This is a genomic window from Candidatus Magnetaquicoccus inordinatus, assembly GCF_004217665.1.
In the GTDB taxonomy this organism is placed as follows: Bacteria; Pseudomonadota; Magnetococcia; order Magnetococcales; family Magnetaquicoccaceae; genus Magnetaquicoccus; species Magnetaquicoccus inordinatus.
The window spans coordinates 1-13,376 of record NZ_RXIU01000086.1; the positions used below are offsets into that span (position 1 = coordinate 1).

At 53.5% G+C, this 13,376-nt stretch carries 12 protein-coding genes; 11 read left to right on the plus strand and 1 reads right to left on the minus strand.

Features of this window, described 5'->3' with window-relative positions; genetic code table 11:
• Window positions 1–601 precede the first annotated feature (601 nt).
• The 10 genes from EJP87_RS08050 (at window position 602) to EJP87_RS08095 (ending at window position 11,488) form a co-directional block, all read left to right on the plus strand.
• Entirely contained in the window at window positions 602–1,678 is a 1,077-nt protein-coding gene (locus EJP87_RS08050; protein WP_130471350.1) for a TIGR03032 family protein, read from the plus strand.
• 78 nt (window positions 1,679–1,756) lie between these two features.
• Window positions 1,757–3,250: a thymidylate synthase gene (locus tag EJP87_RS08055; RefSeq protein WP_130471351.1), complete on the plus strand. Its 1,494-nt coding sequence runs from the start codon at window positions 1,757–1,759 to the stop codon at window positions 3,248–3,250.
• Between the two features lie 6 nt (window positions 3,251–3,256).
• A complete protein-coding gene (locus tag EJP87_RS08060; RefSeq protein ID WP_130471352.1) occupies window positions 3,257–3,949 on the plus strand; it encodes an HAD family hydrolase in 693 nt (230 codons plus the stop codon).
• A complete protein-coding gene (locus tag EJP87_RS08065; RefSeq protein ID WP_130471353.1) occupies window positions 3,946–4,581 on the plus strand; it encodes a hypothetical protein in 636 nt (211 codons plus the stop codon). Before EJP87_RS08060 ends, EJP87_RS08065 begins: the two co-directional genes overlap by 4 nt.
• A complete protein-coding gene (gene dcd, locus EJP87_RS08070; protein ID WP_130471354.1) occupies window positions 4,578–5,177 on the plus strand; it encodes a dCTP deaminase in 600 nt (199 codons plus the stop codon). Before EJP87_RS08065 ends, dcd begins: the two co-directional genes overlap by 4 nt.
• The gene (locus EJP87_RS08075) at window positions 5,170–5,799 is read left to right on the plus strand and encodes a hypothetical protein (protein ID WP_130471355.1); all 630 of its coding nucleotides are present in this window, start codon (window positions 5,170–5,172) and stop codon (window positions 5,797–5,799) included. Before dcd ends, EJP87_RS08075 begins: the two co-directional genes overlap by 8 nt.
• 7 nt (window positions 5,800–5,806) lie before the next feature.
• Entirely contained in the window at window positions 5,807–6,430 is a 624-nt protein-coding gene (locus EJP87_RS08080) for a Maf family protein (RefSeq protein ID WP_130471356.1), read from the plus strand.
• 193 nt (window positions 6,431–6,623) lie between these two features.
• On the plus strand, window positions 6,624–9,398 hold the full coding sequence (locus EJP87_RS08085) for an HD domain-containing phosphohydrolase (protein ID WP_227657530.1): 2,775 nt from the start codon (window positions 6,624–6,626) through the stop codon (window positions 9,396–9,398).
• A complete protein-coding gene (locus EJP87_RS08090) occupies window positions 9,395–11,056 on the plus strand; it encodes a serine hydrolase (RefSeq protein WP_130471357.1) in 1,662 nt (553 codons plus the stop codon). The genes EJP87_RS08085 and EJP87_RS08090 overlap by 4 nt, the downstream gene beginning before the upstream one ends.
• Before the next feature lie 213 nt (window positions 11,057–11,269).
• On the plus strand, window positions 11,270–11,488 hold the full coding sequence (locus EJP87_RS08095) for a tetratricopeptide repeat protein (protein ID WP_130471358.1): 219 nt from the start codon (window positions 11,270–11,272) through the stop codon (window positions 11,486–11,488).
• 188 nt (window positions 11,489–11,676) lie between these two features.
• Here EJP87_RS08095 and EJP87_RS08100 read toward each other — a convergent pair whose 3' ends face one another.
• Window positions 11,677–11,943 carry a hypothetical protein gene (locus EJP87_RS08100; RefSeq protein ID WP_130471359.1) on the minus strand — a complete coding sequence of 89 codons (267 nt, stop codon included), beginning with the start codon at window positions 11,941–11,943 and terminating at the stop codon, window positions 11,677–11,679.
• A gap of 384 nt (window positions 11,944–12,327) precedes the next feature.
• On the opposite strand from EJP87_RS08100, the gene rquA reads away from it, so the two are divergent.
• Entirely contained in the window at window positions 12,328–13,197 is an 870-nt protein-coding gene (gene rquA / locus EJP87_RS08105) for a rhodoquinone biosynthesis methyltransferase RquA (protein ID WP_227657531.1), read from the plus strand.
• Window positions 13,198–13,376 lie beyond the last annotated feature (179 nt).

Genomic DNA, 13,376 nt, shown 5'->3' on the forward strand with positions numbered 1-13,376 from the left:
GGATTCCATCCCTGGACCCGGCCAGGGAGGTGCCCTCCCTGGACCCGCAATAGTTTTGGGTGGTGAATAGTTACTTTGTTTTTTGCTTTTGGCGCGTATTTGTGCGCCAATGCGCACAGTATCTCCATGGGGGTAGAGCTGGTGAGTCATCGCAAACCGGGTAGAGTTGGCGAGCCAGCGCAAACCTGAATCATGGCAAGCGCATTTGCCAATTTCCTCACTGTTGCCACAAGCGAAACGGTGCATGTCGGGCGTCCGCCCTCCCAAAGAGTGCCCCTGCGGGGCACCAATCGGTGCGGCGTGCACGAATGCTACGCATTCGCTTCTGGTGAAACGCCGCACATTTTCAGCAGGGATTTGCCCTGCACCCACCAGGAGGAGATAATCTCCTCCTGGACCTCCCTCATAATTTTCTGATTTTCAAATGCGCTTGCCCCGCAAGGCAAGTGGAAAAAATCGACAAGGAATCAGGAATATGTTATAATCCAATGTTGGTATGTATAGTCTGCCCAGATCGGCATCCCTGAACAGGAGTGGCTTGGCCCCCGGCAGGGCAAGATACCCCTGTCTGACTCGGCATTGTAAAGGATTATGAACTATCATGGAACCGCTGGAAATTGCTCCTGTCTCCCCTCCTTTGGAGATCACCACCTCACGACAGATGCTGGCATGGCTGGCGGAACAAAATCTTTCGTTGGCCTTTACCACCTATCAAATTGGCAAACTGTTTTTTTTGGGCTTGAAGCCCAACCAGGAGCTTTCGGTCTTTGAACGCACCTTCAATCGGTGCATGGGTTTGTGTGCGACAGACAATGGCCTGTATATGAGCAGTTTGTATCAGGTCTGGCGTTTTGAAAATGTCTTGTCGCCACGCCAGCATCAGGATGGTTTTGACCGTCTCTATGTACCACAGTTAGGTTATACAACTGGCGATATTGACATCCACGACATGGGAGTAGAGCAAAACGGTCGGCTGATTTTTGTCAATACCCTGTTCGGCTGTCTGGCTACCTTGAGCGAGACCCACAGTTTCAAACCATTGTGGCAACCGCATTTTTTAAGCAAACTGGCTGCAGAGGATCGTTGTCATCTCAATGGCTTGGCCATGCGTGATGGTCAGGCGACGCATGTAACGGCGGTCAGTGAAGCAGATGTGGCCGATGGCTGGCGCGAGCATCGCGTCGATGGCGGAGTGGTAATCGATGTCGCGGAAAATGCGGTGGTGTTGCGTGGACTCTCCATGCCCCATTCGCCACGTTGGCATCAGGGACGCTTATGGTTGCTCAATTCGGGCACCGGTGAGTTTGGCTATGCCGATCTGCAGAGCGGCCGTTTTCAGGCCATCTGTTTTTGTCCCGGCTATCTGCGTGGTTTAAGTCTGCATGGGGATTTTGCCATTGTGGGTCTGTCCAAGCCACGCCACAATAAAACCTTTGCGGGTTTGCCGTTGGAGGAGAAACTGAAAGAGCGACGCAGTGAGGCACGCTGTGGTATTCAGGTGATCGATCTGCGCAGTGGCGATGTGGTCCACTGGTTGCGTCTGGAAGGGATCGTGGAGGAGCTTTATGATGTGGTTGCTCTGCCCGGTGTGCGGCGTCCCATGGCCTTGGGTTTTAAGACTGATGAGATTCGCCGGGTGTTGAGTATTGAATCGGCAGAGCCAACAGCCGCATCTTGATGTGTGGCGCTGGGTGCACTGCCTGGTGACCGAGTAAAGGTGTCCCCGCCAGGTGTGGAGTGTGAAAGAGCAAGCCATATGTTTGAAGCTCTGTATTATCAAGATCGCTTGCAGGTGATCAATCCGCGAGGAGATGTGGGGGTGGTGACCTTGTGGACTCCTCCTGGCTTGATCGCCAACAAGTTGCGCAACTGGGGGATCGATCTGCAAGCCGACTCGGCACGCATTGCCGTGCTGGGCAATCTGTATGGCAACGGTCTGGCGGAAATGCTGATTAATCTGTTGTATAATCCGCAGATTGGCCATTTATTGATCCTGGGGCGCGATTTGGCTGGCTCGCGACAGGAGTTGCTCAACTTTTTTACGCTGGGGGTGGAGCCCAACCACTATTTGGGTCGCGCCATGTTTCGCATCATCGGTACCGAGAAGCATCTGGATGGCTCCGTGTTGCCAGAGGATTTTCAGGGGCGACCATTGGCGGTGCGCGATTTGAGTATGTGGCGGGATGAAGAGGCGGCAGAGCGGATTCGCGACTATTTTGCCACTTTGCCTGTACAGCAGAGCCCGCTGCTGCCAAGGGTGCGACGGGCCCTGCAGCAGGTGCAAGTGCAGTGGTATCCCTCGCATCCGGGAGCCCATTCGGTATTGCGCCGCACTCCCTTGGAAGCGTGGCAGGAGGTGATTTTTTTGCTGTTGCGCTTTGGCCAGCGGCGGCAGTTGCGTAAAGGGGAACGGCTTGAGCTGCACAACTGCAAGGTGATTGTCGAGGAGCCTGTTGTGGAGAGTGAGGCGGTGCTGGCACGCTGGGGATTCTCCTTGGCAGCACTGCAGAGCTATCAGCAAACCATTCTGGATGGTACTCCTTCGGCGGAACAGCCCTATACCTATGGCAACCGTTTGCGTGGCTATTTTCAGGCTGAGGGGGTGACTATCGATGCCTTGGCGCAGGCGGTGCATCATCTGCAGGAGGATGAAGAGTCGCGACGGGCCTATATCTCCCTGTGGGACAGTAGACGGGATATTTTGCCGGGAGTGCGAGGACATCCCTGTTTGGTGACTCTGTTTTTTCGTAAATGGGCAGGCTGTTTGACTTTGACCGCCACCTTTCGCAGTCATAACGCTCTGGATGGCTGGTTGCGCAACTGTTATGGTTTAATGGCCATCCAGCAGAGTGTGGCCGAACAGGTGGGTATGCCGGTTGGCTCTTTGACCCTGATCAGCCACTCGCTCTCCATCGATCCGCAAGGAGAGGGGTTGAGTCGGGCCCAGGCCATTGCAGCCGCCAAAAAAAGTGCCGACCGGGTCGATCCAGAGACAGGAAAACTCTCCTTGCGTACCGATCCCCATGGCGAGTTTGTGATCACCATCGATCGGGAGGCGGGAGAGTTGGTGGTGCAGCATCTTTGGCAAGGGCAGTTGCTGCATGAATATCGGGGGCGCAGCAGCGAAAATATTGAAAAACAGTTGGCGCGGGATTGTGCGCTGTCGGAGATCAGTCATGCCCTCTATTTAGGGCGCGAGTTGGCTCGTTGGCAGATGAAACTGCAAGGGCAACCATTGCGAGAAGAGTAAAGGATTATGTTTGTCTATTTTGATATTGGTTTTACCTTGTTGGGGGGGCCGAGCACAGGACCGGCCCGGCGTTTGGTGGAGATGTTGGGCCTGCCGTCTACAGCCAAAGGAAGGGTGGCCGAGGTGTTGTTTACCCAACCCTTTGTCGATGCCGAGCATTTGGCTGACCATCTTTGTGAGCTGTTTCATACTTCAACCTCAATGACCAGGGAGAGTGTGCAGCAGTTGTGGCGGGCGCAGATCGAAGAGGCACGTTTGTTGCCGGGAGCCGCTGAGCTGTTGAGCGCTTTGCGGCAGGCGCAGATTCCCTTCGGTTTTATATCCGATATTTGGTCTCCGTTTCATAGCGGCTTTACCCATCTGTTGCCGAAGGAGAGTTTGCACTGTCCAGGATTCTACTCCTTTCAGCAGCGGTGTGCCAAACCGGATCCAGAGCTCTATCGGCGGGCTTTGCACCATACCAAAATGGCTGCCGAAGAGGTTATCATGGTGGGTGATACCTACTCCTTGGATATGGCGCCGGCGCGCAAGATGGGGATGAAAACAGTGTGGGTGCTGCATCGACCCGAACAGGAAAAGCGAGAGCTTTTGGGCGTTTTGAATGGCCTGCTGCCGACTCCGGAGTGGACGGTCGGTTCGCTGGCAGAGATCACTGTGGAGCGCTTGCGGGCTGTTTTGGCCCAGGGAGGGAAGGGATGAGCCATTTGACGATCTCGCGCTTGGAGTTTGTCAGCGAAGAGCAATTATTGGAACGTTTGCAACAGACGCGCCTGCGGGGTTTTGCGCAAGCGCTGGTCTATGAACATGCCTCCTTGCGCCTTGTGCGGGATGTGGATCCCCTTTCTCTCTATCCGGCACAGAATTATGTCTTGCAGGAAGAGCATCAACGACTGCACACTCTGTATGAGCTGTTTATGCGGCAGGGAATCAATATTTTTGCCTTGACCGGTGCCATTCTGTTTTGGTTGCGTTATGAGGATGGTGTGGAGGAGGGACCGATTCCCTTGACTCCTCCCTTGGTGGAGATCTCCCATGAGCCTGATGGTCGGCTATTGCCTTTGATCAACGATGGCATGCACCGGGTATATACGGCCATGCGCCTGCAGAGTACGATCAACATTGTGCAAATTACCAATGTTCCCCGTCAGTGGCCCTATTATGCCTATCCTTTGGCCAATGGTTGGGCCGATGTGCAGGAGTTGCGCAGCTTGCCGGTCGATTATGTGAAAAAAGCCTATCGCGATCCACAAAACTATAAGGATCTGTTTCGCGATTTTAATGGGGTGTTTCCAGGAATTCAAAAGCAGCGGCAACGGAGTCTGCAGACATGAGATTATCGGATCGGGATCTGTTACAGCGCATGGCGGAGGGAGAGATCACTATTGAGCCTCGTCCGGCTGCGGAAAGTTTTGGCTCTTTTTCTGTCGATGTGCGCCTGGGACATCGTTTTCAGACCTTTCAACCCAGCGCCAGCCCCTTTTTGGATCTGTCGGCCATTTCCGGTCGTTTTTCGGTCTCCGAGCAGATCATGAAAACGGTAGAGTTGGGGGATGAAGAGCAATTTTTTCTCCATCCCGGTGAATTTGCCCTGGGCATGACCCTGGAGCGCATCAAGTTGGCCAGCCATATTGTGGGTTGGCTGGATGGGCGCAGCAGTCTGGCCAGGGTCGGTTTGATGGTGCATATTACAGCGCATGCCGTCGATCCGGGATGGGATGGACATATCACCTTCGAGTTTTTTAATGCCGGGAGGTTGCCGCTGGCCTTGAAACCAGGTATGCGTATCGGTGCCATCTCCTTTGAACAGCTCTCTTCTCCCACCAGCAAACCGTATGGGGAGAAGCAGGGTGCAAAATATCATGGTCAAAACGGGCCACTGTCCAGTCGAATCGTGCAGGATTCCTATGCGGAGGGCAAAGATGCTTGAGGCACTCAAGAATAAACGCTTACTGATGATGGCAGGGGCTGGATTGTTGTTGCTGATCCTGCTGGTTGTAGGGGCGAAAATGCTGTTTATGCGCCCCAGTGATGCCGAATTGGCGCGAGCCGATGGCAATCTGAAAGGCAAATGGTTGCCCCACATTATTCCCGAATTGCCTCCGGTCGCTTTTGATCCGCAGAAGGATTGGGGCAGCGAGCAGGAAAAGCTGAGTCTCATTGCCGCGGCAGTCAATGCACGTATCAGTGGCGGTACGCGCATTGAAAGTGGCAAATCACCCACCTTTGACCGTGGCTTGATGACGGTGGATGAGGTGCAGATCGACAAGTCGCTTCCCGATCAACCGCGCATTCAGGTACGCATCTCCCACCATGGCAATCGGGTGGTCGATCATGCACGCATGGATATCCTCTTTTTGGATAACAAAGCCACTTTGCTGGCGCGGCGTGCGGTCAATCCGCTGGTGGTGTCGGGTGGCTTGTATGGCGACAAAATCAAGCCCTTGCGTCCCGATGAGGTGCGCGAGTTTTATGTGGATGCGACTCAGGCGCCCTTGGGTTGGTTGGATCAGGTGGCGGTTGAGTTGATCTATTATCAATTTGCACCCTGATTCGTCGATGCAAACCATTCAAGAACCACAGAAAAAACCCACTCTGGTATTGGCCTCCACATCGCCCTATCGGCGGCAATTGTTGGATCGTTTTGCAGTGGCTTATGAGACCGCACGACCCGGTATTGCCGAAGAGCGACTTCCTGGGGAGAGTCCGCGCCAGTTGGCCCTGCGTCTGGCCGAAGAGAAGGCGCGTGCAGTGGCAGCCAACTATGACAATGCCCTGATTATCGGTGCCGATCAGGTGGCACTGTTGGGCGAGGAGGAGGAGAGCGCGCCACAACTGCTCAGCAAACCGGGTAGCCATGCTGCTGCCGTGGCGCAGTTGCGGGCGGTTTCGGGAAAAAGTGTACAATTTCTCAATGGCCTTGCCCTCTATCATACCCCTTCCGGGCGTTGTCATACGATAGTTGTTCCCTTCCGGGTGCTGTTTCGTACTCTCGAAGATTCCCTGATTGAAGCCTATTTGCGCCGTGAGCAGCCCTATGATTGTGCCTGCAGCTTCAAATCAGAGGGGTTGGGTATTGTTTTGTTTGAACGTATGGAAGGGGAGGATCCCACCGCTCTGATTGGTCTGCCGTTAATCGCCTTGCGCCGTCTTTTGGAGAAAGAGCAGTTTGCTGTTTTGTGAAAATCCTTTCAGTGCCACATAGTTGTTAGTAATTTTTGCTTTTTTTGCAATAATGTAAGCAGGAAATGTTGCTTGTTGCGAGCCATCTTGATACTATCTTGATATGGCGATTTGTGCCATTCCTTGTTGATTTCTGGGCTTTTTCTGTTTCGTGCTTTGCATGTGCACCTCTTCATGGAGTGATTCAGCGAACATGGCCAATCTGTGGCGTTTTTTGTGGTTTTTACTGCTTGGGGGCGTAGCAATTACCGTTGGCTTTGTGGTTGATTATTATACGCTGCGTGATTTTGAAAATGAACAACTGGCTTTTTTGCGGGTTCGGGCGGCAGATAGCGCTTGGCGTATCGCTTCCCAGACCATCAATGGTCAGACCATGGGTATCGCCCTGGTTTTGGGTTTGAATGAGCCGGTGGTAAAACAGGCTGCGTTGGGCAAGCTGCCTCCAGATGATCCCGCAGTATTGGAGCGTACCCGTTCCGTGACCCGTCTGTTGAAAGCAGACGGAACTTATGTTGTTAATGCCCAGGGTATTGTGGTGGCGCATGACTCTACCCGTGTCTCCTATACGGGCATGAATCTGACCTTTCGTCCTTATTGGCAACAGGCCATGGCCGGTATGATCAGCGTCTATGCGGCTGTCGGAGCCAATACCGGTGAGAGGGGTCTGTTTGTGGCGGCACCCTTGCGCCTCACCGATCAACCAAACAGTGAGGTGATCGGTGCCGTGGTGGTAAAGGTATTGGCCGATTATCTGGATGACGAGTTGGTCAATATGGGTTCTCGCGCTCTTCTGCTCTCTCCGCAATCGGTGGTTTTTGCCACTTCACATAAGGATTGGATGTATCGCATCGGTGTCGAACCGACGGCGGATCGCGTAGAAGAGATCAATACCCTCAAGCAGTTTGGCAAGGTGTTTCAAAAGGCGCAACCGGTCCGGTTGCCCTTTGATCTGGGGCAAAATTTTGCCACCTTGGATGGTGTGCGTTATGCTGTTTTGCAGAGCACGATCGACTGGCACGATCCTTTTGGTTTGTGGAAGCTGGTGGTGTTACAGGATACCAGCAACTGGACCACATTGTCGCGTCGTTTGCTGATTGATATTCCGGCGGGAATCGGCGCTGCCTTGTTGATGGTTTTTATCCGTATGCGTCGTCTTACCCATTTGCGGGAGTTGGAAAACCAGGCCAAATTGGCGGAGCATGCCAACCAGTTGGAGAGCGAGGTTGCCAATCGTACCAAGGATTTGCGGATCAGTCAGGACAAACTGAAAAATCTTGTGGATACCGGAGTGGAGCTGGGCAGAGAGCAAAACCGCATGGCCTTGCTGCGTAAAATTCTCTTCGGTGGTCGCGATTTGCTGCATTGTGATGCAGGAACCCTCTATCTGGTTACCGAGCATAAAACACTGGCCTTTACCTTGCGCACCAATGATGATGAGGCGCTGCCCTCTTTTGAGATCCCTTTATATGACCCTGAGGGTAAGCCGGTAGAACGGTTTATCTCTACCTGGTGTGCGCTGCACAATAAACCGGTGGTGATTGATGATATCTACCAGGAGACCCATTTTGATGTTTCTGGTACCAAACGCTTTGATGCCAACAGCGGGTATAAGACCGTTTCCATGTTGACCGTGCCTCTGGCTCCGCGCGAGGGGGAGGTGATCGGGGTGTTGCAATTTCTCAATGCCTTGCATCCCGAAACCGATGAGATCACCACTTTTCATCCCGAACTGATTGGTTTTGTGACCGCCATGGCAACCCAGGCGGCGGTGGCCTTGGATAACCACAAGCTGATTGAATCACAAAAGGCCCTGATGGATGCCTTGATCAAACTGGTAGCAGGGGCAATCGACACCAAAAGTCCCTATACCGGTGGCCACTGCGAACGGGTGCCAGAACTGGGCATCATGCTGGCAGAAGCTGCTTGTGCGGTACAGGAAGGGGAGTTGGCCGACTTTCAGTTGCACACCGATGATGAATGGCGCGAGTTTCGCATCGGGGCGTGGCTGCATGATTGCGGCAAGGTGACCACTCCAGAATATGTGGTGGATAAAGGGTGTAAGCTGGAGACCATCTATAACCGTCTCCATGAGGTGCGCATGCGCTTTGAGGTGTTGCTGCGCGATGCGATGAATGAGCGTTGGCGTGCCATTGCCAATGGGGTTGAGGAGAGCGTGGCCAACCAACAGTATGAAGAGCGGCGCCAACAGTTGCTGGATGATTTTAACTTTGTGGCTGAATGCAACCTGGGTGATGAATTTATCTCACCGGATCGGTTGGCCCGTTTGCAACGCTTGTCGGAACAGACCTGGCTGCGCCATTTTGATGATCGTATTGGTCTGTCGCATGTCGAGTTGCAGCGCTATCAAGGGGAGGCGCCGACTCTGCCGGTGCTGGAAAAACTGCTCGCCGACAAGCCAGAGCATGTCATTCCGCGTACCGATTTCAGTGTGGCCGATCCCAAATATGGTTTCAAGATCAAGATTCCAGACAATTTATACAACTATGGCGAACTCTATAATCTGAGCATCGGACGCGGGACGCTGACCGAGGAGGAGCGCTTTAAGATCAACGAGCATGTGGTGCAAACCATCATCATGTTGGAGCAGTTGCCGCTGCCCAAAGAGTTGCGACGGGTTCCAGAATATGCCGGTTCGCACCATGAGACCTTGGTGGGTACCGGCTATCCGCGCAAATGGGATAAGAGTCAGCTCAATGTGCCTGCCCGAATCATGGCCATTGCCGATATTTTTGAGGCTTTGACCGCCTCGGATCGTCCCTACAAAAAGGCGAAAAAACTGTCGGAAGCGATTAAAATTCTCTCCTTTTTCAAGAAGGATGGACATATTGATCCCGTACTGTTTGATCTCTTCCTGAGCTCGGGAGTCTATATGCGCTATGCTGAAAAATATCTGTTGCCCGAACAGATTGATGAGGTGGATGTCAGCCGCTATGTGAGTGCCGGATGAATGCTGTCGGGAGTTTGCGACGGCCACTCTCCCGGTGGTTCGTTTGCGGCTCCCTGAGTGGCTTGCTGGCAAGCGGACTCTTTTGGCTCGGTGTGGCCTTTGCCGAAAGCGCACAAGAGTTGCCGCCGAAGGCTGCGGCAGCGAGCCAATGGGCCCCGTTGCAGCAGGCCATGGAAAAGGCGCTGCAGAGTCGTGGCTATCATGGCGGTGTGCTGGTGCTGCACAAAGAGGGGCGGATGGTTTTTGCCCAGGGGTTTGGTTGGGCCGATCGTGCCAAAAAGGTGCCGATGCCCAGTACGGCGCTGTTGCGCATTGGCAGTATTGCCAAACCGTTGACCCAGGCACTCTTGAAAAGTTTGCAGAGACAGGGGCGGTTGCGTCTGAGTGATTATGCCTTTTGTTTTCCTGAAAATAAACAACAGCGTTGCTGGTTGACAATTCCTGAACAGTGGCAGGTGGAGAGCGGGTGGTCGGCGGTGACGCTGCAGCATCTTCTCAACCATCAGGGGGGATTGCCCAGTCGGCATGAGGATCCGGCACTGATCGAGTTGCGGGTTGCCCAGCAGTTGGCGGTGCCTTCGCCACCGAGTCGGATGGATCTGCTGCGTTATACCTTTCGCAAAGCGCCGCAGCCAGCGGTCGGCACCGTAAAAGCCTATTCCAATCTGGGCTATGAAATCTTGGGCATGGTGGCCGAACAGGCAGGTGGCAAGAGTTATTGGGAGTTGCTGCAGGAGCATATTTTTGCCCCTCTGCGGGTAGCGGCAGAGGAGGTGCAACCTGCGCGTTCTTTGCCGAAGGATCGTCATCCGCGTGAACCGGAATATATTGATCATAACTTGGTGCCCTCCTTGTTTGCGCCAAGGCAGCGGGTATTTGCGCCTGATGGGGGATATAATGAAGAAAATTTATTGGCAGCAGGTGGTTTGATTGCCTCGGCGCAGGCGATAGCGCAGTTTATGAATGGCTATTGGTTGGGCAGCGGCGAGCCTCGGCATGCCGGAGAGGTAGGGCAATTTTGGCAGATGGAGGGGGTGCAGCGGGGTATGCACGCTCTGGCCGAGCAGTGGACACAGCAAGGGCAAGATTTTCATTTTGTGGCGCTGTTTAATGGTTATGATGCAGCACGCTCGGCAGCATTATATGGGGAGTTGGAGGAGGGGATACGCCAGGTTTATCGCTTGCCAAAGGAGGGAAGTGATCAGAGTCAGTTGCGGGTAGAAAGCGAGCGTCTGCCGCAGGTTGTGGCGCAATTGAACCGCTTGCGCAGCTCAGGGAAAGGGTGTAGCGGGCAGGTGGTGCAAGCGAGCCGACCCTTGCAGTGGCAAGAGTCGTTGGCAAATGCGGCAGAGCAGCATGCCAAAGAGCAGGTGTTAAAGAGTCGTCCAGGATTGTTGAGTGGGGATGGCAGCGATCTTTTTTCGCGTTGGCGTCAGCAGGGCTATCGCCCTATCGGGGGCTATGAATATCTGCTGTGGGTAGAGGGAGAGGTGAGCGAGGCGGTCAGTCACTGGATAACAGAGACTAAGCTGTGTCAGACGCTCTTGCGTCCTGGGCTGGCTGATGTAGGGGTGGCCGCAGCAAGCATTTGGGACAAACTGGGCAGAAAAATGGGTAAGCGTTTATTGGTTTTGGATTTAGGAGTGCCGGAGCCTTGACGCCGCAGATGCAGCTTTTTGGTGTGATGAAATGATTTTTAGTATATGAATCTCTTCTCTGCAAGGAAAGTGGCATGGTGATTCTGTGCAATCATAAGCATTTGACCCATGAGAGCGGCTGGTGTATGGTGTGCTGCGCTGCTTGCAGGGGTGGCGATAGCCCTCTGATGGGGCTGAGAGTGGGTCAGGGGTTTTGATAAGGCAGGAGAAGCAATGATGGAAGAGGTCATTACGGATCTGTTGCAGTTGGCAGAACAGGGAGATCAAGATGCCCAATTCAAATTGGGTTTTTTGTATGCCAAGGGGATTACGGTAGCCGCAGATTTGCAGGAGGCGCGCAGATGGTTTGGCAAAGCGGCGGAACAGGGTCATAACGGTGCGCAATTTGAGCTGCAGCGACTCACTGAGGAGGGCAACAGCCAACCGGCTTGAGCTGTTTTCTGCTGTTTGAGTGGCAGCAGATAAGCACCCAGGTCAGAGAAAGCAGTGTGCAGCAGAGTCTCAGGGCTGCAGGCAAAAGCTGTTTTGTTGCCGGAGTGGCAGCAGAAAGGCGCGCCTAGACAGAAAACAGGCTTTCAGCAGAGCAGCAGAAAGGCGCGCCCAGTACAGAAAACAGGCTTTCAGCAGAGCAGCAAAGCCAGAGCGCGGGCATTGATCTGCTCGGGTTGCCTGCTGGCAGCGGGAGATAACTCCTGTAATTGTGTATTAATGCGGGTGGCATGGGCATGGGCAGCACCAGCAGAGCTGTAACCACCCGCATCAACCGGTCCTCCCATCAGATTGAGCAGCAGATGACCGGTAGCCTGGTAGACCAGACGATAGCGTCCAGCCATTTTTTTGACGATGACCTGAAAAGGCAGAGAGGGTCGTTGGGTGAGCATGAGCATTTTCTAACCTTTTTTCGAGCGGATAGGCGAGTGTGCGGGCATATTGGCCGTCGATAGGGCTGATTTAACGCAATTCTCATACCATGCGATAATGGAGTGGCGGTTGTACATACAGGGTGTGCTGTAAGGGGGATGGAAGCGGTTGGAGTGTTTGCAGTGACTTGATTTTCCATGTGGCAGGGCGTAGTGTTGCCGGTCATGCGGGGAGCAGGCAGATAAGGAGGCTATGCACATTAACGGGAATATTTTGCTGGATTTTTGCTCTCTCCGCTCTGTGGAACAAAGGGTTGTTTAGTGTCATGGACCCCCTGTTCCCTCTTGTGGAAACAGCATAAGCAGGTGCAAACTGCTACGTTATTGTGAATTCGCTCCTTGCAGAGCAGCTTGGCCAATCGGTTAACCATTGCGGGGATCATTCAATCGACACAAAAGGATACGGCTGTTATGGATGAAGGAATAGTTGCCAGCACCTCCGGTTCGAGCAGGGTTATTCCGTTGCGCATCTCGGAAAAGCTGGTGGTACCGCAATATCTGGAACAGACCTATTGGTGGGCCTATTTACATCCGAAAGGGGTGCGCTTTTTTGAGCGGCAATGGTTGGTCAATTTGATTTTGTGGGGAAATTTTGCCCGTTTGCGTGACGCCGCCCTGGCGGAGTGCGGGGCAGAGTTGGAGGGGCGGACGCTGCAGGTTGCCTGTGTGTATGGGGATTTTACCCCCCGATTGGCGCAACGTTTGGCCACGGGAGCCCGTCTGGATGTGATCGATGTGGCGCCGGTACAACTGGAAAATTTGCGCAGTAAACTGGATGGTACCACCAATGTGCACCTGCATCATCAAGACTCCACAGCGCTCTGTTTTGCCGATGGCGAATTTGACCAGGTCATTCTGTTTTTTTTGTTGCACGAGCAGCCGGATGAGGTGCGCAGAAAAACCGTCTGCGAAGCGATGCGCGTGGTAAAACCAGGTGGCAAAGTAATCTTTGTCGATTATCACCGGCCTTCGCTGCTCAATCCATTTCGTTATGTCATGATTCCGATTCTCTATTTTCTTGAACCGTTTGCACTCAATCTCTGGAAACAGAATATTCTGTCCTGGGCCATGGATTGTTGTGCCATGCGCCAGTCTGCGCACAGTTTGACCTGCATCGGACGGGTGCAGCAAGAGACCTATTTTGGTGGTTTATACCAAAAAGTGGTGTTACAGCGCCTGCCGTTGCCGTCCGAAAAAAATGCGGAAGCGCATCCTGGTTGAGTGATATTTTCATCCTTGCTAAGAAAAGAGGGCTGTGATGGCTGAGCCGTGCATAACCAGTGTGACGATTGGTGAAGAGATTGCTCGTTATGGATTTCCCGATGGACATCCTTTTGGGCCGCATCGCATGGGGGTGTTTTGGCAGGAGGCTTGCCGTTTGGGACTGGATAGCCAAGTGG

Excerpts from the sequence above, each read along its gene's own strand:
- EJP87_RS08050 (WP_130471350.1), top strand. The coding sequence starts at position 602 with ATGGAACCGCTGGAAATTGCTCCTGTCTCCCCTCCTTTGGAGATCACC.
- EJP87_RS08055 (WP_130471351.1), top strand. The coding sequence starts at position 1,757 with ATGTTTGAAGCTCTGTATTATCAAGATCGCTTGCAGGTGATCAATCCG.
- EJP87_RS08060 (WP_130471352.1), top strand. The coding sequence starts at position 3,257 with ATGTTTGTCTATTTTGATATTGGTTTTACCTTGTTGGGGGGGCCGAGC.
- EJP87_RS08065 (WP_130471353.1), top strand. The coding sequence starts at position 3,946 with ATGAGCCATTTGACGATCTCGCGCTTGGAGTTTGTCAGCGAAGAGCAA.
- dcd (WP_130471354.1), top strand. The coding sequence starts at position 4,578 with ATGAGATTATCGGATCGGGATCTGTTACAGCGCATGGCGGAGGGAGAG.
- EJP87_RS08075 (WP_130471355.1), top strand. The coding sequence starts at position 5,170 with ATGCTTGAGGCACTCAAGAATAAACGCTTACTGATGATGGCAGGGGCT.
- EJP87_RS08080 (WP_130471356.1), top strand. The coding sequence starts at position 5,807 with ATGCAAACCATTCAAGAACCACAGAAAAAACCCACTCTGGTATTGGCC.
- EJP87_RS08085 (WP_227657530.1), top strand. The coding sequence starts at position 6,624 with ATGGCCAATCTGTGGCGTTTTTTGTGGTTTTTACTGCTTGGGGGCGTA.
- EJP87_RS08090 (WP_130471357.1), top strand. The coding sequence starts at position 9,395 with ATGAATGCTGTCGGGAGTTTGCGACGGCCACTCTCCCGGTGGTTCGTT.
- EJP87_RS08095 (WP_130471358.1), top strand. The coding sequence starts at position 11,270 with ATGATGGAAGAGGTCATTACGGATCTGTTGCAGTTGGCAGAACAGGGA.
- EJP87_RS08100 (WP_130471359.1), bottom strand. The coding sequence starts at position 11,943 with ATGCTCATGCTCACCCAACGACCCTCTCTGCCTTTTCAGGTCATCGTC.